Annotated in this window: 29 protein-coding genes and 3 pseudogenes; 12 read left to right on the forward strand and 20 right to left on the reverse strand. The window is 60.6% G+C overall.

The features are described 5' to 3' along the window. Positions 1-77 precede the first annotated feature (77 nt). Positions 78-290, forward strand: a complete 213-nt coding sequence (locus BLR13_RS03360) for a DUF6894 family protein (RefSeq protein WP_074827642.1) — start codon at positions 78-80, stop codon at positions 288-290. Positions 291-359: 69 nt separating this feature from the next. Here BLR13_RS03360 and BLR13_RS03365 read toward each other — a convergent pair whose 3' ends face one another. Next, complete coding sequence (locus tag BLR13_RS03365) at positions 360-647, reverse strand: hypothetical protein (RefSeq protein ID WP_349517088.1); 288 nt, start codon at positions 645-647, stop codon at positions 360-362. A 232-nt stretch (positions 648-879) separates the two neighbouring features. Here BLR13_RS03365 and BLR13_RS03370 point away from each other — a divergent pair, with 232 nt between their 5' ends. Further along, entirely contained in the window at positions 880-1,305 is a 426-nt protein-coding gene (locus tag BLR13_RS03370) for a hypothetical protein (protein ID WP_074827640.1), read from the forward strand. Between the two features lie 13 nt (positions 1,306-1,318). On the opposite strand, the gene BLR13_RS03375 is transcribed toward BLR13_RS03370, so the two are convergent. Genes BLR13_RS03375 through BLR13_RS03390 form a run of 4 tightly spaced genes read right to left on the reverse strand, consistent with a single transcriptional unit; the run spans position 1,319 to position 3,411 of the window. Continuing rightward, a complete protein-coding gene (locus BLR13_RS03375; RefSeq protein ID WP_074827638.1) occupies positions 1,319-1,519 on the reverse strand; it encodes a DUF2905 domain-containing protein in 201 nt (66 codons plus the stop codon). 24 nt (positions 1,520-1,543) lie between these two features. After that, entirely contained in the window at positions 1,544-2,278 is a 735-nt protein-coding gene (locus BLR13_RS03380) for a Bax inhibitor-1/YccA family protein (protein ID WP_074827637.1), read from the reverse strand. A 25-nt stretch (positions 2,279-2,303) separates the two neighbouring features. Beyond that, positions 2,304-2,555, reverse strand: coding sequence for a hypothetical protein (locus tag BLR13_RS03385; protein ID WP_074827636.1), 252 nt, complete (start codon positions 2,553-2,555; stop codon positions 2,304-2,306). Between the two features lie 49 nt (positions 2,556-2,604). Beyond that, a complete protein-coding gene (locus BLR13_RS03390) occupies positions 2,605-3,411 on the reverse strand; it encodes a hypothetical protein (protein WP_244525073.1) in 807 nt (268 codons plus the stop codon). A 61-nt stretch (positions 3,412-3,472) separates the two neighbouring features. Between BLR13_RS03390 and BLR13_RS39905 the strand changes: the two genes are divergently transcribed. Both BLR13_RS39905 and BLR13_RS03395 read left to right on the forward strand, forming a co-directional pair. Continuing rightward, entirely contained in the window at positions 3,473-3,634 is a 162-nt protein-coding gene (locus BLR13_RS39905; protein WP_154070873.1) for a hypothetical protein, read from the forward strand. A 59-nt stretch (positions 3,635-3,693) separates the two neighbouring features. Continuing rightward, on the forward strand, positions 3,694-4,206 hold the full coding sequence (locus BLR13_RS03395; protein ID WP_079586821.1) for a DUF6894 family protein: 513 nt from the start codon (positions 3,694-3,696) through the stop codon (positions 4,204-4,206). A gap of 52 nt (positions 4,207-4,258) precedes the next feature. On the opposite strand, the gene BLR13_RS03400 is transcribed toward BLR13_RS03395, so the two are convergent. The 4 genes from BLR13_RS03400 to BLR13_RS03415 form a co-directional block, all read right to left on the reverse strand. Then, entirely contained in the window at positions 4,259-4,945 is a 687-nt protein-coding gene (locus tag BLR13_RS03400) for a response regulator transcription factor (protein ID WP_074827632.1), read from the reverse strand. A gap of 105 nt (positions 4,946-5,050) precedes the next feature. Next, the gene (locus BLR13_RS03405) at positions 5,051-5,455 is read right to left on the reverse strand and encodes a response regulator transcription factor (protein ID WP_074827630.1); all 405 of its coding nucleotides are present in this window, start codon (positions 5,453-5,455) and stop codon (positions 5,051-5,053) included. Beyond that, on the reverse strand, positions 5,452-5,733 hold the full coding sequence (locus BLR13_RS42405) for an ATP-binding protein (RefSeq protein WP_074827628.1): 282 nt from the start codon (positions 5,731-5,733) through the stop codon (positions 5,452-5,454). Before BLR13_RS42405 ends, BLR13_RS03405 begins: the two co-directional genes overlap by 4 nt. A gap of 96 nt (positions 5,734-5,829) precedes the next feature. Continuing rightward, a complete protein-coding gene (locus tag BLR13_RS03415; RefSeq protein WP_074827626.1) occupies positions 5,830-9,729 on the reverse strand; it encodes a response regulator in 3,900 nt (1,299 codons plus the stop codon). 235 nt (positions 9,730-9,964) lie between these two features. Between BLR13_RS03415 and BLR13_RS03420 the strand changes: the two are divergent. Together BLR13_RS03420 and BLR13_RS03425 are read left to right on the forward strand one after the other, a co-directional pair. Then, a pseudogene (locus BLR13_RS03420) lies at positions 9,965-10,721 on the forward strand (IS5 family transposase). A 97-nt stretch (positions 10,722-10,818) separates the two neighbouring features. Next, entirely contained in the window at positions 10,819-12,126 is a 1,308-nt protein-coding gene (locus BLR13_RS03425) for an IS701 family transposase (RefSeq protein WP_083387649.1), read from the forward strand. Between the two features lie 725 nt (positions 12,127-12,851). Here the strand turns inward: BLR13_RS03425 and BLR13_RS03435 are convergent. From BLR13_RS03435 to BLR13_RS03445, 3 genes are read right to left on the reverse strand one after another with little or no spacing between them, the layout of a single operon-like run. Further along, positions 12,852-14,201 carry a c-type cytochrome gene (locus BLR13_RS03435; RefSeq protein ID WP_074827622.1) on the reverse strand — a complete coding sequence of 450 codons (1,350 nt, stop codon included), beginning with the start codon at positions 14,199-14,201 and terminating at the stop codon, positions 12,852-12,854. Further along, a complete protein-coding gene (locus BLR13_RS03440; protein ID WP_074827620.1) occupies positions 14,198-16,399 on the reverse strand; it encodes a xanthine dehydrogenase family protein molybdopterin-binding subunit in 2,202 nt (733 codons plus the stop codon). Before BLR13_RS03440 ends, BLR13_RS03435 begins: the two co-directional genes overlap by 4 nt. Before the next feature lie 9 nt (positions 16,400-16,408). Continuing rightward, positions 16,409-16,873, reverse strand: a complete 465-nt coding sequence (locus BLR13_RS03445) for a (2Fe-2S)-binding protein (RefSeq protein ID WP_074831963.1) — start codon at positions 16,871-16,873, stop codon at positions 16,409-16,411. A gap of 320 nt (positions 16,874-17,193) precedes the next feature. On the opposite strand from BLR13_RS03445, the pseudogene BLR13_RS41565 reads away from it, so the two are divergent. Both BLR13_RS41565 and BLR13_RS41570 read left to right on the forward strand, forming a co-directional pair. Continuing rightward, a pseudogene (locus tag BLR13_RS41565) lies at positions 17,194-17,562 on the forward strand (PRC-barrel domain-containing protein); the annotation flags it as partial. A 66-nt stretch (positions 17,563-17,628) separates the two neighbouring features. Continuing rightward, positions 17,629-17,946, forward strand: a pseudogene (locus BLR13_RS41570) (PRC-barrel domain-containing protein); the annotation flags it as partial. Between the two features lie 199 nt (positions 17,947-18,145). On the opposite strand, the gene BLR13_RS03455 reads toward BLR13_RS41570, so the two are convergent. Beyond that, the gene (locus tag BLR13_RS03455; RefSeq protein WP_074831957.1) at positions 18,146-18,496 is read right to left on the reverse strand and encodes a DUF5335 domain-containing protein; all 351 of its coding nucleotides are present in this window, start codon (positions 18,494-18,496) and stop codon (positions 18,146-18,148) included. Positions 18,497-18,628: 132 nt separating this feature from the next. Between BLR13_RS03455 and BLR13_RS03460 the strand changes: the two genes are divergently transcribed. Both BLR13_RS03460 and BLR13_RS42540 read left to right on the forward strand, forming a co-directional pair. Beyond that, a complete protein-coding gene (locus tag BLR13_RS03460; protein WP_074827618.1) occupies positions 18,629-19,117 on the forward strand; it encodes a hypothetical protein in 489 nt (162 codons plus the stop codon). Positions 19,118-19,119: 2 nt separating this feature from the next. Then, entirely contained in the window at positions 19,120-19,458 is a 339-nt protein-coding gene (locus BLR13_RS42540; protein ID WP_157793683.1) for a hypothetical protein, read from the forward strand. Here BLR13_RS42540 and BLR13_RS03470 read toward each other — a convergent pair. Continuing rightward, entirely contained in the window at positions 19,396-19,683 is a 288-nt protein-coding gene (locus BLR13_RS03470) for a hypothetical protein (RefSeq protein WP_074827613.1), read from the reverse strand. The genes BLR13_RS42540 and BLR13_RS03470 overlap by 63 nt on opposite strands. 130 nt (positions 19,684-19,813) lie before the next feature. On the opposite strand from BLR13_RS03470, the gene BLR13_RS03475 reads away from it, so the two are divergent. After that, on the forward strand, positions 19,814-21,022 hold the full coding sequence (locus tag BLR13_RS03475; RefSeq protein ID WP_074827612.1) for an alkene reductase: 1,209 nt from the start codon (positions 19,814-19,816) through the stop codon (positions 21,020-21,022). 3 nt (positions 21,023-21,025) lie between these two features. On the opposite strand, the gene BLR13_RS03480 is transcribed toward BLR13_RS03475, so the two are convergent. From BLR13_RS03480 to BLR13_RS03505, 6 genes are all read right to left on the reverse strand, one after another. After that, complete coding sequence (locus BLR13_RS03480; RefSeq protein ID WP_171944997.1) at positions 21,026-21,334, reverse strand: UBP-type zinc finger domain-containing protein; 309 nt, start codon at positions 21,332-21,334, stop codon at positions 21,026-21,028. A gap of 65 nt (positions 21,335-21,399) precedes the next feature. Next, positions 21,400-21,837 (reverse strand): hypothetical protein, encoded by a 438-nt coding sequence (locus BLR13_RS03485; protein ID WP_074827609.1) that lies wholly within the window; start codon positions 21,835-21,837, stop codon positions 21,400-21,402. 151 nt (positions 21,838-21,988) lie between these two features. Beyond that, the gene (locus BLR13_RS03490; protein WP_074831951.1) at positions 21,989-22,345 is read right to left on the reverse strand and encodes a hypothetical protein; all 357 of its coding nucleotides are present in this window, start codon (positions 22,343-22,345) and stop codon (positions 21,989-21,991) included. A gap of 896 nt (positions 22,346-23,241) precedes the next feature. After that, positions 23,242-23,928, reverse strand: a complete 687-nt coding sequence (locus BLR13_RS03495; protein ID WP_079586816.1) for a COG4705 family protein — start codon at positions 23,926-23,928, stop codon at positions 23,242-23,244. 87 nt (positions 23,929-24,015) lie between these two features. Next, positions 24,016-24,417, reverse strand: a complete 402-nt coding sequence (locus tag BLR13_RS03500; protein ID WP_074827608.1) for a hypothetical protein — start codon at positions 24,415-24,417, stop codon at positions 24,016-24,018. Positions 24,418-24,483: 66 nt separating this feature from the next. Continuing rightward, positions 24,484-25,266 (reverse strand): COG4705 family protein, encoded by a 783-nt coding sequence (locus BLR13_RS03505; RefSeq protein ID WP_074827606.1) that lies wholly within the window; start codon positions 25,264-25,266, stop codon positions 24,484-24,486. 200 nt (positions 25,267-25,466) lie between these two features. Here BLR13_RS03505 and BLR13_RS03510 point away from each other — a divergent pair, with 200 nt between their 5' ends. Next, positions 25,467-26,129 carry a response regulator transcription factor gene (locus BLR13_RS03510; protein ID WP_074831947.1) on the forward strand — a complete coding sequence of 221 codons (663 nt, stop codon included), beginning with the start codon at positions 25,467-25,469 and terminating at the stop codon, positions 26,127-26,129. Positions 26,130-26,152 lie beyond the last annotated feature (23 nt).

Genomic DNA, 26,152 nt, shown 5'->3' on the forward strand with positions numbered 1-26,152 from the left:
TCTCGTTCGCTTGAGCCGTGGCGTTCTTCGTTGTCTCGCTTTCGCCCGCAACGGCGTCTCGGAATCCAACCAAGTCCATGCCTCGCTATTTCTTTCATTTCCGGGCGGAAGCATCCCTATTCAAAGACGAGGACGGCGAAGTGCTCGCGGATGCTTCCCTGGCCCTGCAGCATGCCAGGCGCATCGCGGCCGAATTGGTGCACGGCGGAGAATCGACGAACGCGGCGATCATCGTGGTCGAGGACGGTCGGCAACTCTTCGAAGTTCGGCTGTCGGAATGTGGCGACTAAGACGACCGTCGTCGAATTCCCGACCCTCCGTCCGTGTCCGAAAGATAGCTCGCGACGCCGACAGCCGCTTCAGTAGCAATCCTCGATGCGGCGAACGCGCCAACCCCATCCGTCCCAGAAGCGTTCGCGCCGGACGTAGCATCGTGGTCCGAAATAGACCGGCTCGTATGCTACGCTGTAGTACGGCCTTGGTGCGGCAAGCGCAGCGCCCAGAATGGCGCCCGCCGCCAGGCCGCCGATAACGGGGCCAACAGGAAAGCCACGATGCCATCGGGCATCTGCAGGTGTTGGGATCGCAACCGCACCGATCGCGACAGTTGCAGCAACTGCGAGTGTGGCCAGGGTCTTTTTCATCATGCGATCTCCACTTTTTCGTTGCGGCGCAATCCAGCATCCGGCAAGACGAAGTTCCGGACACTGATCCGCGACAGCGTGATGGTAGCGGCTCGAACGACAACCGCATTGGCGTTCGTCAAGTGCCCGACCAAGAAACGCGATTATTGATCGCCGTCAGCGCGTCGAACGTCCCACTGTCTTCTATGGCACTGCCAGCTTCGGCAACACACGCGAGCTAAACAGGAGAACAGCCATGGCCGTGACCCTTAACCGACGAGCGTATGAGCACGCCAAAGCGTTCATCAATGAAGGACGATTCGTATTCGACGAGCGCGATGACTGGAGCGAGCACCAACCGTCTGCCGTGCAGGAAAGCGAATATATTCGTCTCCACGGTTTTGAAGAATACGGCAAATGGTTTTTGGGGATCAACGACGAGAGGCCCGAAAATACCAAGGCGCACTACGCGTTTCCCTTCGGAGATTTCAGGGATATTCACCGTTGTGGCGTACTGGCTGCGGAAAGCCGGGCCGGCCAATACCGGCATTACGACATCGAGAATGCGGCAGCTCACCTGCACGGCATGCTGGAAGGCCGCAAGGCTGCAACGGTGCCGAGGCGTACACGGACAGCTTCGCCCGACAGGGCAACGCGCGGCACCCGACATTCGCCGAGATAGTGCCGACTCCGCGTCAGCGGTTCACGACCCACAGCACCACGCTGAGCAGCAGGCTGATGAGCAGGCAGGTCGCGAGCGGGAAATAGAGCGTCATATTCTCCCGCTCGATCACGATATCACCGGGCAGCCGTCCCAGTCCGAGTTGGCTCAAATAGGGCCAGAGCAGGCCGGCCGCCAGGATCGCAAGGCCGAGGACGATCAGAACACGCGCCATCGCGGTCAATCCTCGCATCTTCCGTCAGTTGTCGCGGCGCTGACCGAACAACTGAAGGAAGATCATGAAGAGATTTATGAAATCGAGATAGAGCGACAGCGCGCCGAGCACGGCCTTCTTGCCGGCGATATCAACGCTGTCGGACTCCAGATACATCTCCTTGATGCGCTGGGTGTCATACGCGGTAAGGCCGACGAATACGATGACCCCGATGATGGAGACGGCGAACTGAAGAGCGCTCGACCCGACAAAGATATTGACGAGGGACGCGATCACGATACCGATCAGGCCCATCATGAGGAACGAACCGAAGCGTGAAAGATCGGACCTGGTCGTATAGCCATAGAGGCTCATGACGCCGTAGGTCGCCGCCGTGATGAAGAACACGTGCGCAATCGATTCACCGGTGAACACCAGGAAGATGCTTCCGAGCGAGAGCCCCATGACGGCGGCATAGAGCCAGAACAACACCATCGCCGTTCCTGCGCTCATGCGCTCGATGCCAAAACTGAGCGCCAGCACGAAGCCGAGCGGAGCCAGCATCACGAGCCAGATCAGCGGCGTGGCCGCAATGGCCTGATAGAAACCCGAGGCCGCCGCGGCGTAGGCAGTGATACCGGTCAGTGCCAGTCCGCCGGCCATATAGCCATAGACGCGCTGCATATGGGCACGCAGGCCCGCGTCGATCTGGGCGCCGGCCGACGGCGGAAAGCCTGTTCCGCGCGAAGCCCTGCGAGCATCGGAATCATAATAGCTCATGGCTTGCTCCTGTGGTTGCTCACATCTACCAATAAGCGCCGTGCCGGGATCGCCGATCGATGAGCAGCAGTCCGACGAGCAGCGCCAGCAGCAGCACGGCGACACCGTAGGTACCGGGGAACACCAACCAGAACACCCAAGCACCCAATAAGGCGGCGAACGCAGCGAACCAGAACAGCGTCGCCGCCGCGACGCCAGCCATCACCAGCAGGACCGGCAGCAGCAGGACCACGACCGCGACCACCAGGATTCCGAATATCAGCTGCTCGAGGATCATTGCGACCTCCAGACGGCGTGGCCACGGACGTCAACGCCCGGCCGGCCCGTTAGTGAGCATGCAGCGCGCGTTCGCTGCGAACCTGGTCGGCGGTATAGGGCATGGCGGACGGATCGAACGCCTGCCAGCCGGATTTGCGGTAGAGGTCGCAGCGCTCCCCAAGCTTCACCGCGGATTGGTTCATCATCGCCTCTACTCGCGGCACGTCGGTCGGCGATACTCGCGCGGCAACCAATGTTCCGCCGCGGCGCACGCCCTCCACAAACACGTGTGCATCTTCCTCACCGATGCCGGCATTGGTCAGCGCGCCAAGCAGCCCGCCGGTTGCGCCGCCGATCGCCATGCTGCCCAACAGCGCCGCAAGCCATCCGGCGCCGACGACCGCGCCGACGCCTGGAAGCGCCAGCATGGTGACAAGGCTGGCAGCGGTCGCCGCTGTCGCGCCGATCGCGACCCCGACCGCTGCGCCCTCGAATTTACCGATGGTCGCAGCATCTCCGCTCGCGCCCTGCTTCCGCAGAGCAACCACGTTGGAGGCCTTCCCGGTCCGGTACCAGCTGTCGGAATTATTCGAGATGAGGCTGGTTTCCGACAGCGCTATGCCTGCGGCTTCGAGGCCGATGATAACCCGGTTCGCGTCGGCACATGAATCGTAGAGACGACAGATAGTGATCAGCATGATACGGTCCCACGGCGCAAGCCGCGGATCGGCCGAGACCGGCGCGGCAAAATAGCGATGTTGATTTTCTTCGTCGCCCCGTTCCATCACCTTGACGAATATCAAGGAAACGTCGAGGATTTCGCCGTGATGTGAGCGCAGTCTTTTGCCAATCTCGGCGGGCGATTGTCTGCGCATCTGCAAAGAGGTTGCGGGGTTCGCTGACTTTCTCCGGCCGGGTCATGAGGATGCGGTTCGTATGTCCACTCTTGTTTCAGCGTTCCAGGATGCCGCGGACTCGCGGGAGGCGTGGCCCGATGCGCTCAAGGCGCTGACGGAGGCGGCCGGCGTCGCAGGCGCGGCCCTGATTATTTCGAATAAGAACACGGGAAATGTCGAAGAGGCCTGTTTTTTGGCCTGAGCGCCAACTTCAAATCCGATTATATCAGGCACTACGCCGCCCTCGACCCATACTCGCCGTTGCTCGATCGAAGCTGGAAGAAACTCTCCGAATGCTTCCCGGATCCGGTATTGCGAAGAAGCGAATGGTACAACGATTTTGTACTGGCATGCGGCGTTCGCGACATTCTTGGGGCACGGCTTGTCGATACGCGCGACTATCGCGTCATCTTCGGTATTCATCAGCAGATCGGCCGGAGTTTTCCCGCGAGGCTCGATTCTCTCGTCGAGTTGGTGACGGATTCTTTGCGGCGAGCAGCCGAGCACAACGTCGAGCATTCGCGTTCGACAATTGGTGCACGCCATGAACCCGCCGCCGAGCTTTCGGCTGATGGCAGCCGGTTTTATTTCCATATCGACAATGGCACGTGGTATGCGGACGAAACAGGATCCGTCCATTCAACGCCGGATCAGGCTGCGGCGCATGCGCTTACGTTCGCCCGGGAACTGGCGCAAGACGACAGCTGGCATGGATCATCGGTTCTCGTGACGGACGCCCGGGGACGCCAGATTGCGCGCGTGCGGATCGGGTGATGACGCCTGGTCGCAGGCTTGGCCCTGTTCCCATGGAGCAAGGAACTGCCGCCTATTTGGGCAACGCGCGCGCGACGACATCGCTCGGCGGATCGACGGCCGGCGATCCATCATGGGCATGCGCCAACTGCGCCAGTACCGCCAGCCGAACCGCCTCGGCGGGAGTACGGGTTCCCAACCGCGCAAACATGCGCGCGCGGTGCACCTCCACCGTTCGCGCGCTGATGCCGAGATCGTAGGCGATCTGCTTGGTCAAGCGCCCGGCGACCAGCTTGTCGAACACCTGGCGTTCGCGCGGGCTCAACCTCGCAATCCGCTTGGCGGCCTCCATGCCTTCCCGATCATGCACCGGGGCCGTCTCCATCGCCATTGCCTCGTTGATTGCGTTGAGAAGCTTTTCGTCGTCGAAGGGTTTTTCTATGAAATCGACCGCCCCACCCTTCATTGCGCGAACCGCGGTCTCCATGTCGCCCTTCAACGTCATCACGATGATCGGTAGCTTGAAGCCAATTAATTTGAGTTGCTTCTGCAACTCTAGGCCGCCCATACCCGGCATTCGAACATCGAGGATGACACATCCGTCAGCAAGGTCGGGCGCCGCCTTGAGAAAGGCCGGCCCCGACTCGAACGAAGCCGCAGTCATCCCCACCGAGCGCATCAGACGCTCGACCGCCCTGCGAAAAGCCGCGTCATCGTCGACGATGTAGACAGGCCGTCGTGGTGCACGTTCGAATGTCATCGCTGCGTCCGTTAGGTGTGAACCGAGCCATCACCGAACCGTACTGTTGCACTGCTCGCGTCGAAACATCGCTTCCCACGTTCGGCATACGACGGGTTGGCATGATTACTGCCGCCGGGGCTGCAAAGCGGCGCCTTCCGGCGCCTTCAATGCAGCGTGAATGCAATCAAGGAGTTCGTCGTCGGCAAACGGTTTGGCGAGGTAGCCTATGGCCCCCGCTTTCAGCGCCTGGACGCGCGCCCGATCGTCGGTAAAAGCCGTGATGAAGATGATCGGGATCGCATGGTTGGACGCGACCAGATGCTGCTGCAATTGGAGCCCGTCCATACCCGGCATATGCACGTCCAAGATCAGGCAGGATGTCTTCTCCAGCCGGTCGGAGCCAAGAAATTCCTCGGCCGATGCAAAGGTTTCGACGGCGAGGCCGAATGACTTCATCAGCCGCCTGACAGCTCTCCTGATCGAGTCATCATCGTCGACAATCATGACGATCGACGGATCGTGGGTCATAGGCTGACTCCAGAGGCCGACGGCAATGCGAACGCGAACATGGCGCCAATGGGAGATCCGGGTGCAGCCCACAACCGACCATGATGGGCTTCAATGATCGACTTGCTGATCGCCAGCCCCATTCCCATCCCCGCGGCTTTCGTCGTGAAGAAGGTCTCGAAAATACGCTCCTGGCGCTTTAACTGACGGCGAATGACCACCTGGCCGGCTGCATCAACGCCATGCACTTGAAAGACCGACTTCGCGATATCCAGACCGATTGTCGAAATTGACTGCATAGGCTGCTCCTCCGAATCGTGGGAGCCTCAAACGGCGCCCACTCCTTGGCGCTCTCGCGCCGGTGGAGGAGCCGTCCACAGCATCAACAGCGGAAATCAAAACGTCGGTATAGGGTTCAATGCCTCTGTAATCTTTCCCATCAATTCGCCTTCGGTATAGGGCTTCTGAAGTATTCGCGCTTCGCCGAAATCCTTTAGTTCCTCGCGATTGCCGTAGCCGCTGACGACGATGACTGGCAACCCGGGATATGTGGCGTGGATCGCTTTCGCGAGCTCAACGCCTGTCATTTCGGGCATGGCAAAATCTGCAAGAACGAGATCGATCTTCAGTCCGCTTGCGATCAGCTGGAGCGCTTCCCTTCCGCTTGCGGCAGGAATCGTCATAAATCCGAACGCGTCAAACAATCTGAGGGTCGTCCTGAGGACCACCGCGTCATCATCCACCACCAGGATCGTCGCCGTCGCCTTGGCCGGGGAGTCCTGTTTAGCGATCGACGCCTGGTCGTGATCGTCCTGGACTCCTTCGGCGCGAGGCAGGAAGACCTTGACCGACGTACCCTCTCCGATGCGCGTCTCAATCCCGATGCCTCCTCCGGATTGTTTGGCGAAACCGTACGCTTGCGCTAGTCCGAGGCCGGAGCCTTTTCCTGGTTCCTTGGTGGTAAAAAATGGTTCGAAGACGCGGGGAAGCACATTGTCGGGGATACCGACGCCGGTATCCCGGACGGACAGACCCACATACTGTCCCGGAACGAGTCCTTCCGTCCAGCCCGGCGCGCTGTCGATGACAGCATTGAATGTCTCAAGGGTCAGAATGCCGCCCGACGGCATGGCGTCTCTGGCGTTGATGGCCAGGTTCAGGATGACCAGCTCAATCTGGTTCGGATCGACCAGGGCAGGCCAAAGATCCATGGCCAGCACCGTCCGCGGCTGTACCGTCCCGCCCAGCGTAGCATTGAGCATTTCCCTCATGCCGGCGATCTTGCTGTTGAGATCGACCGGCTGAGGCTCAAGCCGCTGTTTGCGGGAGAACGCAAGAAGTTGTGCGGTCAGATTCACACCCCGCTCCGCGGCGGTGCGGATCAGTTCGATGCCTTCCTGATCGCCAGGTTCACGCAAACTGTGGGACAACAGACGTGCGTTGGTGAGCACAATGCTAAGCAGATTGTTGAAGTCGTGCGCGACGCCTGACGTGGTCTGCCCGATCGCGTCAATCCGCTGTAACTGCTGAACTTCGGCTTCGGCGAACTCGCGCTGCTCGATCTGGGAGCGCAGCTGCCTGTTAGTTTCTTCCAGTTCGCGCGTCCGGGCTTCAACGCGGCGCTCGAGCGACTTCTCGATACGTTTGCGGTCGGTGACGTCCAGCGCCACCCCGTAAAATGCAACCGGCATGCCGTTCTTGAAACCGGTCTGCCCGCGCGTCGCGATCCAGCGTTCTACGCCGTCAGTTTTTCCGATCACCCGGTACTCAATATCGTACACGCCGTCGCCCCGTGGGTCGGCGCATCGCTGGATCGCAGCCTCGACGCGCGCAAGATCGTCCGGATGCACGCCGGCCCGCCACACATCGTAATCGACCGGTGCGCCTACAGGCAGGCCCCACATTGCCTTCAGCGTGCCGTCCCACTGCAATTCATTCGTTTGCGGATTCCAAGCGTAACGGCCCAACTTCACCAGGTCGACGGCGGCTTCGAGCCGAGCTTCGCTTTCACGAAGTCGCCGGGACATCGAAAGGTGTGACCGCACCCTTGCGACCAACTCGCGGGCGGAGAATGGCTTGACGAGATAATCGTCGGCGCCAACGCTTAGTCCTTCGATCCGCGCCTCCTCTCCGGCCCGGGCCGACAGAAGGATCACTGGGATGTTGGCCAGATCGGGGTCGGACCGCAGGGCGGATAGAAGGCCGATCCCGTCGAGGCGTGGCATCATAACGTCGGCCAGTACGAGATCGGGTGTGTTTTGCCTTGCGGCTTCGAGTGCCGCCAATCCGTCGTTCGCGGCTTCGACGTCCCACCACTTTGCCAGCACCCGACTGAGATGCTCGCGCATGTCGGCATTGTCATCCACGATCAGCACGCGCGACCGTTGACGGTCGGCAGGGACCATGTCCGTTTGGGAACCGAGGTCGTCAACTATGGTTTCGGAAATGCCGGACGCTTGAGCTGATGGTAGCCAGCGCAATGCTTCTTCGACGAAGGCGTCGGCGCTGATGGCCGTCGAAGCGAGTCGACGTGAACCCTGGACACGATCGGCGGGAAGATGATCTCGACCGAATGGTACCGTCACGATGAAGGTCGTACCATGTCCCGCCTTGCTTTCGACCCGAATCTCGCCGCGGTGCAAGTGCACCAGTTCCTGCACGAGTGCGAGACCGATTCCCGTGCCCTCGTGAGTGCGGCCGCGCTGACCTTCGACGCGATGGAATCGTTCGAACACGCGCGGCAGCTCCGCTTCGGGAATGCCGACACCGCTGTCTTTCACAACAAGCACTGCGTCGGCACCATCGGCGTGGACTGCAACCTCGATCCAGCCGTCCAACGTGAATTTGAATGCATTGGAGATGAGGTTGAGAACGACCTTTTCCCACATCTCGCTGTCGACGTAGACAGGTTGTCCGAGCGAAGGACAACGCACGTCCAGAGCCAAGCCTGCTCGTTCGCATGCCGAGCGGAAATTTGAAGCGAGGTCTGCTGTTAGCGTGGCAAGGTCGATCGGTTCATAATTCGCCTGGATGCGTCCGGCCTCGGCTCGCGAAAAATCAAGCAGGGTATTGACTAGCCTGAGTAGGCGCAGAGAGTTGCGGTGAGCGACATGTAGAAGCGAGCGATGCTCAGATGCGAGCCGGGAAGGAAGTTCTGCCAAAATTTCTTCAATCGGATTCATCATGAGTGTCAGCGGGGTGCGGAACTCGTGGCTGACGTTGGAGAAGAAGTTCGTCTTGGCACGATCGATCTCGGCCAGCGCCTCGGCGCGCTTGCGTTCCGCCTCGAAAGCACGCGCATCCGCAATGCTCGTGGCGATATGGCCTGCAACGAGATCGAGGAAGGTGCGGTAGTCGGGGTCGAGGATGCGGCGCGGGCTCACACCGGCGATCAGGAAGCCAGCGGGTCGCGGCTGGGTCTGTGCGGCCAGCGGGAGCACAACGGCAGTCTCGACCGGGTCCGGCCATGGACCGGCGGAGAAGATGCCGACAGTCCCGGGAAGATCGGATATTTGGCAAGACCGGCTGGTCTCCGCGACTCGGTTCAGCGGCCAGGGCTCGCTCACGAGGCTGCCGTGGATGACCGGATGGCTCTCGGGGAAGACCGTCGAACCATTATCCAATCGCGTCCCGGCGACGCGGCGCGCGCTCATTCCCTCTTCGTCGAGCAGGTAGATTGCCGCAAATGGAATATCGAGCGGATCGGCGCGCAGAACCTCGGCCGCATCCCGGCAAGCGACCTCGGCACTCCGCTGTTCTGTCGAACGGGCGCCGAGATCGCGTAATGTCGCGAGCCGCCGCTTGCCAACGACCTTCGCGGTCGTCTCGGTGCAGGCATCGAAGGTGCCCTCGATCGTGACGCCGTCCGCCGCCAGGATTGGGCTGTAGCCCCAGCTGACATAGACCTCCTCGCGCGGCAGCCTTCGGGTGAAAAACAGCTGCACGTCTTCGACCGAGGTCGCTCTTCCAGCCGCCACCTCGTCATGCATCGGCTCGATCGCCGCCCAGATCTCCCCCCATGCCTCGCGTCCGGGTGCGCCGAGCATTGCCGGATGCTTCGTCTCGCCAAGGAAGGGAATGTAGCTATCGTTGTAGACAAGCCGCAGTTCGGGACCAAGCCAGAGCGCGATCGGAACGCGCGCGTTAAGACATATGCTGACCGCCGTTTTGACACTTTGCGACCATGTCTCTGGATGTCCAAGTGGTGATGTGGACCAATCCTTGGCGCGCATTCGCGCGCCCATCTCGCCGCCACCAGCGAGCCATGCTGGACTTGTGGGATCAACGCTGATCATTGATAACCCCGCTGTCAAAACGCGAGGTACAATGTCGCGCAGAATAGGACTCACTGCTCCATTCGTCCAGGGTAATAAGTCCGCTATGGGTCGGTCATTTTCGACGGTTTCAGCGGAGATTGTCGGCTGGCTGATGTCCGCTTCTACCCCGTAAGCGTCCAACCGGGGCCTGCCCGGAAGCGTTGCGTCCGGTCAGACCCCTGTGATTCGAGCTTCCGAACTGGGGGCTCGAATCATGCGCTATGAACTCGCCGATTATGAATGGATTGCCATCAAGCCCATGCTGCCGAACAAGCCGCTTGGCGTTCCTCGGGTTAACGACCGTCGTGTCCTCAATGGCATCTTCTGGGTCTTGCGCTCTGGAGCACCTTGGCGTGATCTGCCCGAGATGTTTGGTCCGAACACCACATGCTACAACCGCTTCGTCCTTTGGCGGCGGGCTGGTGTCTGGGGTCCCATCATAGACGCACTTGCTGCTGCCCACGATGCCGCTGTCCAAATGATCGACACCTCAATTGTCCGCGTGCATCAACATGGAGCCTGCATCACGAGGAATCGGCGCCAATCGATGGGAAGGTCACGCGGCGGCTTGACGAGTAAAATCCACGCGGTGGTCATAGCAATGGTTTGCCGGTACGGTTGGCGTTGAGCCCCGGTGTGACGTTCGACTTGCCGGAAAACTGCTCTCTCGCCTGAAGCCCGGGTCAATGCTGCTTGCCGACCGCGGCTATGACGCCGACTGGATAAGAGAAATGGCCATGAAAAAGGGCGCGTGGGCCAACATCCCCCCGAAAAGCGATCGCAGCGATCCGATCTGCTTCAGCCCGTACCTTTATCGCGCTCGCAACCAGGTCGAACGGTTCTTCAACAGAATCAAACAATGTCGTCGTGTGGCGACGCGCTACGATAGGCTTGCGGGAAACTACCTTGCCTTCGTCCAACTCGCATCTATCCGACTATGGCTGGCCGCGCGTTATGAGTCCACGCCCTAACACTACTTTGGCAGATTATTGCAATTGATCGGCGAAACTGGATTCCCGAATCAGATTTTCAATGATTCATGGGTGGTCGGCTTTTGGAGGGCCGACCATGGTGAACACGACACCGAAGTGGGAAGACGAGCTTGGACGCTGGCTCAAGCCATTCCTGGATCGCTTGGGTCACAAGGCCCGGCGACGGATGTGTCCGCTTTATATCTCGGGACTGATTGGACCAGGCGATCGCAAGAGCGTCCAGCCGATGGCGGCGCGGCTGGCACCGGGCGACTATGACCAGTTGCATCATTTCATCGCTGATGGTGTCTGGGATGCGGCGCCATTGGAGTCGGAATTGCTGGTTCAGGCCGATCGCCTCGTTGGCGGCAGTGATGCGGTGCTGGTCATTGACGACACCGCGATGCCGAAGAAGGGCGATCGTTCGGTTGGTGTGGCTCCTCAATATGCCTCATCTCTCGGCAAGACGGCCAATTGCCAAACGTTGGTGTCGCTGACGCTTGCGCGGGGTGAAGTGCCGGTCATGGTGGCGTTACGTCTCTTCGTTCCCGAGAGTTGGACGAGCAATCCGGTGCGTTTGAAGCGTGCGGGCGTTCCAGTCGAGCACCGCGCAGCGCGGACCAAGCCAGAGATCTCCTTGGCGGAGATTGACCGCGTCATCGCCTCCGGTGTGCGCTTTGGCTGTGTGCTGGCGGATGCCGGTTACGGCCTCAGCGCGCCGTTCCGTCAGGGGCTCACGACACGCGGCCTGGTTTGGGCCGTCGGTATCCCTCGTCACCAGAAGGTTTATCCGGTGGAGGTTAAATTGATCTGGCCGGTCGCCGGTCGAGGTCGTCCCCGCAAGCGGCACATTCCCGATGTATTGTCGACGGCGGCCGAAGACATGCTGGCCAATGCCAAGTGGCAAAATGTGAGTTGGCGAAACGGGACCAAGGGCCGGCTGGAAGCTCGCTTCGCCGCGGTTCGCGTGCGGACCGCCGATGGACCTCCGCAGCGGATCAAGGACATGGGCCAGCAGCATCTTCCGGGGGACGAAGCCTGGCTTATCGGCGAACACAGGACGTCGGGAGAGAAGAAATATTATCTCGCCAATCTGCCGGCCAAGACGAAGCTGCGCACGTTAGCTGCCACGATCAAAGCACGATGGATTTGCCAACAGGCCCACCAGCAGTTGAAAGAGGAGCTCGGGCTTGATCACTTCGAGGGACGATCCTGGCAGGGCCTTCATCGTCATGCGCTCATGACCATGATCGCTTACGCATTCCTCCAGCATCGCCGTCTCGCACAAGCGGGGCGGAAAAAAAAGAATCAACGGTCCACCGCCTCAGCCGAGCCTGCCGGCCGTACGCCAAGCCATCGTCGATCTCATCGTTCAACCACGACCTCAGCGATGCCCGTACTGTAGAAGACAAATCGGCGGAAAGCAGCAGCGTGAATAAATCTGCCAAAGTAGTGCTAACTAATGTGGCGTTCAATGCGGCAGTGTCGGTGACGATATCCGACGGATTCTTCGCGCGGTTACCTTTGCCGAGTATGAGTTCCGCCTGGAGATCGGCGAGATAGCGGGCGCGCACAGCTCCTTCACAGTAATCGCCTTGTGATCGAGCTGGCGGTCTTCGACGGGATCACCTCCAGCGACGCGACCGAGTTGCATTTTTGCCTCTCGGCGCGCCGTCTCTGGCGCCCACGCTCCGTGAAGCCCAATTGTTTAGCGACGGGAGCGACCTCTCGTTCGATACTGGATGACGTAGCTGCGCTTGCCAGAACTAAAGATCCGGAATCCGAAGCCGGGCAGTTCGTCATGATCAGGTAGCCTTCTCTTGGGCTTCCGCCGCCTCGACGACCCTCTTCGTAATCTTGACCATGACGTTCCTCGTTCCGGGCGCGATCTCTCGCGTAAGAACGCGCAGGGCGATCCCAAAATTCATGATTGACGCCCGCAGCCACGCCCCAACTGTCATCGTCCGGCTTGACCCGATGATCTAGCAGATGTCCATAATAGAGCCGAAAAGCCGCGGCCTAACCCGCAGAGGCCCGTCATCGGACTCGCCGAAGGCGAGACTCAGGATGACAATTGAGAGTGCGGGCCGCTCCGCGCGCCGCACAGCACCACTCAGTCGACAGCGGCCTCTACTCCAACGCCTGCTGGCGCAACTCCGCCACGTCCTGCGCGGTGAGGTGCGATGACTTGCTGCCGAAGCGCGCGGTGACGTAATTGGCGAGCGCGGCGATTTCCGTATCGGAATAGACATCGCCGAACGCCGGCATCGAGATGGCGTCGGGTGGGGTGTGCCGCTTGGTTCCGTGAAGCACGACCTGGACGACATTGACCGCACTGGGATCGTTGACCGCCCACGCTCCGGTGATTGTGGCAAAGGGCGAGATTGAACTTTCGCCGGTCCAGCCGTGACAACTGACGCAGGCGCCCTCGAATACCATCTTGCCGCGCGCCTCTTGTGTGCCGCCTCCCTGCTTGTGCGAGGCCGGCGCGGGCGGCGCCACGCTCGCCGGCAGGTCGGGCGAGGTGATCGGCGGCACCGTGCGCAGATAGGCCGTCACGGCGCGGATGTCCTCTGGCACCAGATGGTTCAAGCTGCGGTCGACCGCTTCGCCCATCGGCCCCGAAGCGGTGCCGTGGCCGTTGGCGTGGCCGATCGCAAGATAGGCGACGAGATCGTCGTCGCTCCAGCCACTGATGCCGGTCGCCTTGTCCGATGTGACGTTGTAGGCGCGCCAGCCCGCGGTGACGGCACCGGCAAATTTCTTGCGGTTGTCCAGCGCAAACGCCAAGTTTCGCGGCGTGTGGCATTCGCCGCAATGGGCCAGCGCCTCCGCGAGATAAGCGCCCCTGTTCCATTCCGCAGTCTTCGAGGTGTCGGGCTCAAACCGCGTATCCCGATTGAACACCGCTGACCATAACCCCATCGCCCAGCGCTGGTTGAACGGAAATTTCAGCGTGTTCTCGGGATCCTCCGCGTGCACCGGCGACAGGCTGAACAGATAAGCTTTGATTGCCAGCACGTCCTCGTCGGTCATATAGCTGTAGGACGCAAACGGCATCGCCGGATAAAGCCGCGCGCCGTCCTCGCGGATTCCGCGATGAACCGCATTGAGAAAATCCTGATCGCTGTAATTGCCGATGCCGGTGTCTTTATCGGGAGTGATGTTGGTCGAGTACAGCGTGCCGAATGGCAGCTTGAAACCGAGGCCGCCGGCATAGGGCTTGCCATGCTGGGTGGTATGGCAGGCCTCGCAATCCGCCGCTCGCGCCAAATAGGCGCCGCGTTCCACCAGGCTCGCCTTGGCGAGCGCGGCCGGGACGCCGGTCGGATTGGGGCCGTGGTAATCCGCGAGCTTGACCTTCGGGCCATCCGCAAACGCCATCGGATCGGGACCGCGCAGGATCCAGGCGGCTGCGACCACCGCGATCACCACGATCCCTGTAACGCTAACGAGAATGCGACGTGTGGCGGAGCTCATGCTTTCCTCCCCACAGCGATCAGCGAGCGGTCGATCGGCAGTCGCCGCAAGGCGACGCCGGTCGCGGCATAAATCGCGTTGCGCAGCGCGGGCGGCCCCGCCGTCACGCCGGTTTCGCCGATGCCGCCCGGCGCCTCGCCGCTCTTGATGACGTGAACCTCGACCTTCGGCACTTGGTCGATCCGGAGCATGCGGTAGTCGTGGAAGTTGGATTGCTGGACGCGACCTTTGTCGATGGTGATTTCGCCGTAGAGTGCGGCGGTCAGGCCGAAGATCAAACCACCTTCGAGCTGGGCCATGATGGTATCGGGATTGACGGCGATGCCGGTATCGACCGCGGATGTTATGCGATGCAGAAGCACTTCGCCCTGTTCGTCGACTTCGGCTTCGACCACGGTTGCGATGAAGCTGCCGAACGACGGCTGCACGCTGACGCCGCGTCCGATGCGTGCGGGAAGCGGCTGGCCCCAACCGGATTTTTCCGCGACCAGATTGAGCGCGGCCAGCAGACGCGGGTTCTTGCCCAGCATGCCGCGGCGGAAGTCGATCGGATCCTTGCCCACCTTGCGCGCCAGTTCGTCCATGAAGCTTTCGATCGCAAAGACATTGTTGTTGGGACCGACGCCGCGCCAGAAGCCGGTCGGCACCGCCGGCGGTTCGGCGCGGACATATTCGACGTGGAAATTGGGAATGTCGTAAGGCGCATCGACGGCGCTGTCGACGGCGTCGATATCGATGCCCTTCTGGAACGCCGGCGGCAGCCAGCGCGCGATCACCGCCGCGCCGCTGACCTTGTATCTCCAGCCGACGATCTTGCCGGCGGACAAAGTCGCCGAAATCGTGTCGCGATAGACCGGACGATAGACGTCATGCTGGATGTCTTCTTCGCGGGTCCACACCACTTTTACGGGGCCATCGACCTGCTTTGCCACGCGCACCGCCGCGACCACCATGTCGGGCTCGAGCTTGCGGCCAAACCCGCCGCCGAGCAGGTGGTTGTTGACGGTCACTTTCTCGACCGGCAGCCCGGCCGCTTTCGCCGCCTCCGACTGCACCCGGGTCATGATCTGGGTGCCGGTCCAGATTTCGCAGGAGGAGCGTGTGACGTGAACTGTGGCATTCACCGGCTCCATCGTCGCATGTGCGAGAAACGGAAGCTCATACGACGCGTCAAGCCGCTCGCCGGTTGCGAGGCCCTTGGCGATATCGCCTTCGGATTTGGCGACCACGCCGTTCTTTTCGCTAGCCGCGCGCAAATCCCGCCAGATGTCCTTCGAGCTGACATGTGCGTTCGGGCCTTCGTTCCAGTCGATGACGAGCGCATCTAGGCCTTTCTTGGCGGCCCACATGTGATCGCCGACCACGGCGACCATGTCGTCCAGTACAACGATCTTCTGCACACCGGGAATTTTCTTGGCGGCGCTGTCGTCGACTTTACCAACCTTGCCGCCGAACACCGGACACGCAGCAACGGTTGCGAACTTCATACCGGGGAGGATCGCGTCGATCCCGTAGACGGCCTTGCCGTTGGCCTTGTCGGGCGTGTCGAGACGCTTCAGCGGCTTGCCGATCAACACGAAATCGTTCGGGTCTTTGAGCGCGACGTCTCGTGGCGGCGTTTGGCTGCCGGCGGCTTGCGCCAGCGCGCCATAGGAAAGCCTGCGTCCGCTCTCTTTATGGATGACCTCGCCGTTCGCCGCCGTGCAGCCTGCCGGATCGACCTGCCATTGTTGCGCGGCGGCTTGGACCAGCATGGCGCGGGCGCCGGCGCCGCCTTTGCGCAATTGTGTCCACCACGCCCGGATCGAATTGGAATTGCCGGTGACCTGAAGACCAAACACCGGATTGCCGTAGAGCTCGTCGTTCGGCGGCGCATGCTCGAGCGTCACATGTGGAAAAACGGCGTCGAGTTCCTCGGCCAGGATCATCGCGATCGCGGTGTAAACGCCCTGACCCATTTCAACCTGCGGCATCACCAATGTGGTATGGCCGGCTTGATCGATGCGGATGAAGGCATTGGGCGCGAACTTGCTTTCCGTCGCGTCCGGCGGCTGCACGGGCTCGTTTGGCGCCAGCGCAGACAGGGGGAGATGGAATGCGAGCAGAAATCCGCCCGCTAAACCAGTCGTCAGCAACGTGCGGCGTGAAACGTCGCCGGAAATCTTTTCGCGAAGAAACGCTTTTTCTGCAAGGATCATGGCGCGATCCTACGACGGCCGGCCGGAGGCGGCCTGTTTGATCGCGGCGCGAATCCGCACATAGGTGCCGCAGCGGCAGATATTTCCCGCCATCGCAGCGTCGATATCGCTGTCGTCCGGATTGGAGGTGGCCCCGAGCAAGGCGGCGGCCGACATGATCTGGCCCGGCTGGCAGTAGCCGCACTGGATCACTTCGAGATCGAGCCAGGCCTTCTGCACTTTCGCACCAGAAGGCGTCGCGCCGACGCCTTCGATGGTAGTGACGGCGCGATTGCGGATCGCGCCGACCGGCAGCATGCAGGAACGCACCGGCTTGCCGTCAATATGCACGGTGCAGGCGCCACATTGCGCGATGCCGCAGCCGAATTTCGTTCCAGTCATGCCGAGCACGTCACGCAGAACCCACAGCAGGGGCATATCCGCCGGCGCGTCGAACGATTTCGGCTCGCCATTGATTGTCAGGGTAATGGCCATCGGAACCTCCAATTCGGCGATCACCGGACATCGCCGGTCGCGGTGTAGCTCGCCAGGGACGGATTGAGGTGGCGGCTGGGTTGTATCGCGCTGCTATCCGTCAACAAAGCAGAGATATCTTTTGCAGCGCGGACCTGCGGTGCCGACACGGTCGAGTTAACGAAGGCCTCCCAGCGTTGACGACTGTCAACGCAACGAGCGCGATGGCAGCGTAAACGCTTGCAAGAGAGTGCAAGGCTGCGGGGCCACCGACCAGCGATTCCCCAGGCACCGGCTTTTCATATGCGCAACTGGGGGCTGGCAATCGAGGAGACGATATTATGGTGACCACAATACAGCGCGCACGCATGACGGAGCACGGAACCACATCCTCGCTGATCGCAAGCGATCGGGTGGAAGGAACTGCGGTCTATGACGCGCACGGTAAGCGCATCGGGAAGGTCGAGCGCCTTGTGATCGATAAAGCCAGCGGCCGCGTCGCCTACGCGGTCCTGAGTTTCGGGGGCTTTCTCGGCATCGGCGCGCACCATTATCCGATTCCCTGGCCGATGTTGGACTACGATGAGAAGCTCGGCGGATACCGTGTGGACATTACCGAAGAGCAACTCAAGAAGGCCCCGAAAATCGAACAAGGGGAAAGCTGGGAGCAAGCGAACCGGGACCGCGACGAGGGGGTCCATGGTTATTGGGAGCAACCCGCACCGGTGCAAGAGCGCCAAACTTCATCCCTGATCACAACCGACAGGGTGGAGGGAATGCCGGTCTATGATGCGCGCGGTAAGCGCATCGGGAAGGTCGAGCGCCTGATGATCGACAAGCTCACCGGCCGGATCGCCTACGCGATCCTGAGTTTCGGCGGCTTCCTCAGCATCGGCGCGGACCAATATCCGATTCCCTGGTCGATGTTGACCTACAATGAAAAGCCCGACGGGTTCCAACTGAACGTCACCGAAGAGCAACTCAAGAACGCCCCGAAAATCGAACAAGGGGAAAGCTGGGAGCAAGCGAATCGGGACCGCAACCAGGACGTCTACGACTATTGGGAAGTCAGATACTATTGGCTTGTGGAATAGGCCGGATCCGGGACCAGCCGACATGCCGGGAGGGCGGCAGCGGTAGGGACGAGAATTTCTCATCGCCCCTTGGTCGCCGGAGGCGGTCGCCCGAATCATGGTTGCCCATGGGAAATGATAGCGGACGCCCGGCAGGGGCGTCTCGACTTCCTTTGTACTCCCGCGCATGCGGCTGTCGAATACAACATCCGACGAATTATCAGCTCGCCTTTTTGGTGAATTGCGCCGGCGACGGCAGCATCCGCGGATCTTTGAGAACGACGATTTGACGCGAGCCTTCAGCATCCACGACCTCAAGAGCTGACAGCTCCAAGCCATCTTGTTTGACGTATACCTCCCGGGGCTCGTGGATCAGATGAGTCAATCCCTCAAGAGCAATATCGATGACGTCGTTCTTTGGGTCGTAGGAAATCCCCAGAAGCGGCAACCACTCCGCCTCGATCTGGTCACCGAGCTTGAGCGAGGCCACCTCTATCTCTGCGCGCTTGCTGACAAGTGCTTTTGACACCCGATCGAAGTAGCCGCACCACTGCGATTTCTCGAGCTTCATTATCTCGACCTCAAAATCAATCCTGCTGCGGTCGCACGCGTTAACCTCAATTATGGTATTCGCGGCTCGCTCGAATGCGCTGACGTTGGTCAATTTTCCGGCAAGTTTCGAACGAGAGCCCGGTTAGATCGCATGAACACCTCCGAACCATTCACCGCCGCCCCGTCGACCTCGTTGCTGATGATGGCGCTGGCGGTTGCCGGCATTGCGGCCTTTCCGCTCCTGCCGGTGGCGCCGCTGCCGCAGAACGATTTCCCGACCGTCAAGGTCGCTGCGCAGCTTCCGGAAGAAGCCTCGAAACCATGGCGGCAACCGTGGCGCACCACTAGAGCGCCAGTTCGCGCAAATCTCCGGTCTCACGGACATGACGTCGACGAGCACGCTCGGGCAACCTCGATTGTTCTGCAATTCGATCTCGACCGCAACTTGGATGCCGCGACGCGAACCGTCAGCTTCCCACCAATCTTCCCTCGCCAACCTGCTTATCGGAAAGTGAACCCGGCAGATTTGCTGATCCTGGTCATCGCCGCATATTCGGATACGTTGCCGATCGCGACCGTCGATGACTTCGCGGACACATCGCCGCTCAGCAGATTTCGCAGATCAAAGGGGTGGCGCTAGTCGTGATCGGGGGCGAGCAGAAGCCGGCGATGCGCGTTCAGGTCGACCGCGCAAAACTGCACACGCGAGGGCTCGCGCTCGAGGACGTGCGCACCGCGATTGCGGTTGCAACCTCGAACGCTCCCGAGGGCGGCAAACGCTGCAAGAGCCGGAACGAAACTGCGATCCCCGCCCCGTACGCCTCCAATTTGGAAGGGCTCATCGAGGGTTTTAGCGCGGAACTTTGGCGAAAAACGCTCGCGAGGAACTGCGCACTGAATAGCGACAGCGCGAGCACATCAGTTTTCGCCGTCGATGCTCTCATGTGTCCGACAACTGCATACGACTTGCGCAGCCGCTAGCCAGTCTTCCCACAACGTCGGATTGACCGGCGAGCCATCGGCCCATTTCAAGCCGCCTATCAGAAGCTCGATCTCGCCGGCGGGCTTACCTTGGCGCTGCGAGACGGTCTCGAGGAAGATCCGCATCGCGTCATAGCCCTCGACGACGGTGATCATGTCGGTCGGTTTGATGATGGCCATATCTTCATCTTCTCTGGTCACGCCCGCCTTCACCGATGCGGTCACTGCGAGCGCGGACTCTATTGGCGAAATTCAGCCGATCTTTGCATTGACGGCGATCAATGGAAGCGAGCCGATCCGTCGCTAGTATTTCCCAATGTGACAGGCTTTTTGGATGTCCTTGAGGAGGGAAACGATGGACGAGATCGCCACCGCCACGCGGCTACGTACCACTCAGGGCTCAGACACGGACCCGCTGTTCCAGCCCTACCGGCTCGGCCCCTTCAATCTACGCCATCGCATCGTGATGGCGCCATTGACCCGCTCGCGGGCACGCCAACCAGGCAATGTGCCGAGCTCCCTTGCCGCCTGTTACTATGCGCAGCGCGCCTCCGCCGCTTTGATCGTGAGCGAGGCCACGCAGGTATCGATGCAGGGCCAGGGTTACGCCTGGACCCCCGGCATCCACAGCCGCGAGCAAGTGGAAGCGTGGCACCGGGTCACCCAGGCGGTGCGCGAGGCCCAGGGATTGATCTTCAATCAGCTTTGGCACGTCGGGCGCATCTCGCATCCGGCGCTGCAGCCCGACAACATCCTCCCGGTCGCGCCGTCGGCCGTCATACCCGAGGGCAAAGCCTTCATCGAAAACGAGCGCGGCGAAGGTGAACTTGTTCCGTTCGTGCGGCCGCGCGCACTGAATATCGAAGAGATGCCCTACATCGTCGCTCAATATGAGCGCGCGGCCAGGAACGCACAGGCCGCCGATTTCGACGGCGTCGAGATCCATGCCGCTAACGGCTATCTGCTCGATCAGTTCATCGAGACCGGCACAAATCGGCGCAGCGACGCATATGGCGGCCCGGTAGAAAACCGGGCGCGGCTGTTGTTCGAGGTCGCCGAGGCACTGATGCCGATCTGGGGGCCGGATCGCATCGGCGTGCGCATCTCGCCGATGGGCAAGTTGAACGATATTCACGACGATAACCCCGAGGCGACCTTCGGATATGTTGCCGAGCGGCTCAGCGACTACGGCTTCGCATATTTGCATATGGTCAACCCTGCGCTGGAGCAAATGCAAAATGGACAGGAGCCGGACCCGAAGGCGATGAATATGGTCCGGCTGATCCGGAAGAAATACAAGGGAACGCTGATCGTGGCGGGCGGCTTCCAGGCCGACACCGCGGCGAAATGGCTTCGTGAAGGCATGGCGGACCTGATCGCGTTCGGCCGCAGATTCATCGCCAATCCGGATCTGCCCGAGCGGATCCGCCTCGGTGCGCCCTTCAACGTCGACGATCCAACGACCTATTATGGCGGTGGCGAGAAGGGATACACGGACTATCCTTCCCTGGCACAGGACCGCGGCGAACAGCCGAAGGCCTGCGTCGACCAGCGCTGGAGATAAACCTCAGTAGAAGCGGGGAATCGGACTCAGATGCGGCGTCGGCCGGTCCGAAAGGTCGAACATCACTTCGTCGACATAACACCAACCCCATCCTTCCGGCGGATCATAAGCTTCGATGATCGGGTGCCTGGTTGCGCGAAAATGTTTGGTGGCGTGTCGGTTTGGCGACTGATCGCAGCACCCGACGTGGCCGCAGGTGCGGCAGACCCGCAGATGCAGCCAGGGGTCGCCCAATTTCAAGCATTCTTCGCACCCGGGAGCGCTCGGAACAACGTCACGAATTTCCACGAGATGTTTGCAAAGAATCGCCATGCTCTTCTTGCGTGCTCGCCTTGCTCTCTGGGCAGTGACACTTGGTGACGATGTGCTGAAGGGACTTAGGAGGTCATCTCTAGCTCGGCCGCAGGTATCGAGGTTGTCTCGGCACTGACGCTACGTTCTTCGGCGCTATGTTCTTGCCTAGTGACAGGCAGCTGAATGACCCGCGCATGCTGTCCTTCCGACAACAAATTCACCAGAACTGTGTTGCCGTCTGGAAATGCGAGCGCATCGCGATGCTGCTCAGGCATGCGCGGCACGATCTGGCAAAACCGGGCAACGCGAAAGCCTGCATTTTTGGTTGACAGCCAAAACCGATTGTACCTGACGTGATGTTCGAACGCCAGTTCAGTTCCAGGCAACAGACATACCGCGACACCGGGCTCTTGCTTCGCAGCAAAACCGCGCGTGGATGTACCGTAGAAACTGGTTGTAACAAGCGTCTCCCCAACTTTGGCCGGGCGAGAAGCAACAGCATGCAGGCTATAGTCGCACATGGGTTTTCTCCACTGATTGGCGCACCCGAGAGACTGTACGGCGCAATGGCGTACGCTACCTTGACCGACGTCAACAATCATCGGTCGGTTATGCTTCAATGCGAACAGAAAGCGGAAGACGAGGCGTCGAGATAGCAAGAGCACGCTGGAGTCAGGTCATAGTGCCCGGCATGAAGCAGCGAATTGAAGTCCCGAGCGTCCCCTTGGTCGGCCAGACCATGGTTCTACCGTAGCGGTTCGGTTCGGTGACGACCGCATCATCTGGAACGTCGACCCACTCGATATCGACGCGGACGCGGTAATGGCCATCTTTCGATTCCCAATCCGGATCGGAAACAGAAAAGCCATCGGCATCCGAACAGCACAGTCCCTTGCCGGACTTGAGGCCGTCGAACCATGGCTTGAGTGGGGAGTGCGCATAGCGCCCGTCGTCGCGGGCCTGGACGACCGCTCCAGCAATCGTCAACACCAAAATGCAGAAGGTGATACCGAGGACAGGTACTTTCATGATCGTATCCAGTCTGACAAAAATACCGCTGGCGGCGCACGGCATCTACGCGACGATCGTATCAAAGTCCTCTTGACCTGCCCTTGATGAGCGTCAACTTGCGCTTGCGAACACTCCAGCCTTGGTCCACGCGATAGACCAGTTCAAATATCGATCAGCGCTAATCCCACATCCGCTCGCTTCTTGCGAACGAAGCTTGACGCCGTCTCGGTGATCGTGACTTCAAGCTGGGTCGCACCTTGCCGGCTAGAAAGTGCCCTCGCCGCACGCTAGCTAATGTAGAAAAATGCACACAGAAACCTAAAAGCTGGGAGAGCGCCCCTACCGTGACCTGAGGCCATCAGGATCTGAGCCGGTCCCCATGTTCAACCGATCAGTCAGGTTCCCGCCACATGCCCACGCTATTTTCCTTCACACCGGCTCATTGACGACCTCAAGGGAATTCTGCCTGAAGCAATTTTTGGCTAAATTGCCGAGACAACGGCGGCCGTTACTTCGTCCCTGCAGGGCAAGGCGGAAATCACTCGCCCGAAATTTCAGTGACCTGTTTTGAATCTGCGATTTTTTCGGCCAGTACCCGGCTGGGCCCTTGCCGTCCCCGGTCCAAGTTAATGGTCCCTTTGATTTTTGTGGTTGGCCCCTTTTGGGACACCGCCCAAAACCCCATGTTCTGAGCGGGGCGCTTTGGAGAGTTCATATGCGTACCGAAAAACAGACTTTTCGCGGCTACGAAATCCAGGTCACGAACAACCCCGCACTTTGGCAAGCTGCGATTTATCGGACGAGCCCGACACTGCCGGAGATCGATTGGGTGGCCTTGAACATTCGAGCCGCTAGCGTTTCACCAGCGTTTCAGGAGGCAAAGCAGGTGATCGATAAGACCCTGGGTAAGGGGGTCAGTCACCTGAGTCGTCCTCACAAGTCTGGTTCCGAGAATTGGTAAAAAAAGACCCCCGCCTCTCCTCCGGCGCCCGGGTCCTTTTTGCCGCGGGGCAATCGGGATCAGCGGCACCGCCCTCATTGCCACTTGTGGGATGTCGCCGAGGCAAGACATCATCCAGGCCTGCATCCGCGCCTCCGGCATACCCGAGCCCCGTTGAATCGGCCATCCAGTCGCCGAGCGCGGTGCCCAACGTCTGCGAAAACAGGATCGTGATCCAGTAAAAGATCTCGGCTTTGTTCGAATTGATCGAGTCGATCGAAACTGTTCCCAGCGCACGATGCCAAGTCACCAGGGAAGCGATAAGCTGCGCGGCTAGAAGCGAAGATCCGCCGAGATAGCCGATCCCGAGAGAGCGATCGACGAAATCGGCGAGCGTGGTTCTGACCGTGGTGGTCGCGACGATTATCATCCAGTAGAGAAACGGATGGAATCGCTTGGCGCTGATCTGCGCGGCCGCGGCAACGGCGAAGATCGCCGCAAAGATCGCCGTTCCGGCCAGGTACCCGAGGTTCATCGACATTGTCACCGCATCGCCGCCGGTCTCGCCGAGGGTGGTTGCGAGTATCTTGATGCCCCAGAATCCCAGGGTGACTTCAGGAACCTTGCTCGCGCGCTCCCGGTCTTTGCAGTACTGATCCATGCTGTATCACTTTCGCTGGACGCCGACGGCGGCGCGTATTGCCGCCGTCGGGAGTGCTGGCACATGTCAAATCCGATGCTGTGAGCGTCAGGATTTCGCTATTGAATCCATGACCGACAGCAGTTCCGTGACGGCCTGCTTGCATTTGGTGGCGTCCGGCGTGCTGGCGCGGAGCGCTTCGAGTGCGCGGTCGATCGCCTTGTCGACGCTGTACCAATCGGCGGCGGCGCCCGACTTCAAGGCGGCTTCCGCATCGTCCCACTGGGTCTCGAGGTCTTTGATCCGCGTCTTGGCGCCCGCCAGGTCGCCCTTGTCGATCAAGGCCGACACATCGACAACAATGTTGCGGAACGGCGTCAGGTCGCCGAGCTTCGATGACATCGCCGCTTCGGCGAGCGGCATGAAGGAGAGATGCCGGCCAGCAGTCAGGCGTTCGCTTGTCGATACCGTCGGCACAGCGGTGGTCAACGCAAAAATGGTTCGCTTCATGCACACTCTCCTCGTGTTTCGCCCGCACGCGATTGCCGAGCTCTTGATGGACGCTTGGATTAAAAATCACCGGACCCGATCGGCGCTGCTCGTGCGCTCGCCCTCGAAGCTCACCCACGCGACGAGCGCGACGATGACGGTGAGGAACGCGAGGCTGGTGTAGATCGTGCCGAGACCGGCGCCGCCGTAGTCTCGGGACTGCGAAAGCAGGTCCCCGAGCGAAGCGCCAAGCGGGCGTGTCAGGATGTAGGCCAGCCAAAAGGTGAGAACCGGATTGACGCCGAGATGATACGCGAAAGCGATGGCCGCGATCAGCACGGCGAAGACGATAACGCCGAGCTGGAAACCCAGGCCGAGAGCTTCGGTCGCCAGATCGCCAGCCGCTGTCCCCAGCGCGAAGGTGAAGAGGACCGCCGCCCAGTAGAAAAGCTCACGCCGCCTGGTGACGATGGCTCGAATTGAGAGCGTCCGCTCGACGCCGTACCAGATTGCGAAAATCGCGGCCAACGCGGCAGCAAACACGACCGTACTAAGGTAGAGGCTGATTTCGAGCTTATCGGTGAGGAAATCGGTGATCTGGGTGCCAACGACGCTGACCAGAACGACCGTCAGCCAGTAGATCCAGGGAACGTAGCTTCGTTCGCGGAGCTGCAAGCCCAGCGCAACGATAAGGAACCCAACCATGATCATCGTGGTCGGGCTTGCCCCCAGGCCGACATGCACGGCAAGATAGTCGGCCCCGGTCTCGCCGACGGTAGTCGAAAGGATCTTGATGATCCAGAAGATCGCTGTGACTTCCGGCACCTTGTTAAGCAACGGGGGCCGTTGCGGGTTCGCAGCGGCGAGCACGTTGTCTCTCCTCTAGGAATTGCGGAGTTGCTCAAAGGTAATGCCTGACCGTGCCAATCTTGACTTAGGCACGGCTTAGGAAGGATTTCTGGCTGAAGAACGCCTCTCGGTGCAGGGACAGCCGTTGTGGCTTCCATCCTAAGTCTGCGCTAAGTGAGGGGATGGAAAACCAGTGCCGCGTCTCGGACGAGGAATCGAGCATGCGGGTGTTGCTGATCGAAGACGACAAGATGGTGGGCTCGGCTGTTCAGCAGGCTCTCAGAGATGCGGCCTACGCCGTTGATTGGGTGACCGACGGCGAGACTGCAATCCAAGCCGCGGAAAACGAAGCCTACGAAGTGGCGCTGCTCGATCTCGGGCTTCCAAAGGCGGACGGTCGCGAAGTGCTGCGCCGGTTGCGCGCCCTTGGCCGCAAGCTTCCCGTGATCATTGTGACCGCGCGCGACGGCGTCGAAGACCGCATTGACGGTCTCGATCTTGGCGCGGACGACTATCTGGTGAAGCCGTTCGAGATCAGCGAACTACTGGCGCGCATGCGCGCGGTGCTTCGCCGCCAGGGCAGCGGTTCTGCTCCCGTCCTGAGCAATGGCAAGCTTCAGCTTGACCCGGCGACGCGGGAGGCATCTTTCCTCGGCGAGACATCGCTGCTGACCGCCCGCGAGTTCGCGTTGCTGTCCGCGCTGCTGACGCGGCCTGGCACCATCCTGTCGCGCGGCGAACTCGAGCGACAAATCTACGGCTGGAACGAGGAGGTCGAGAGCAACGCCACCGAATTCCTGATCCACACGATAAGGAAGAAACTGGGAGCTCCGGCGATCCGAAATGTCCGCGGCGTCGGGTGGATCGTGGACCGCCCGTCATGACATCATCTTTGCGCGGGCGCCTC

Source organism: Bradyrhizobium ottawaense, from assembly GCF_900099825.1.
Lineage (GTDB): Bacteria > Pseudomonadota > Alphaproteobacteria > Rhizobiales > Xanthobacteraceae > Bradyrhizobium > Bradyrhizobium ottawaense_A.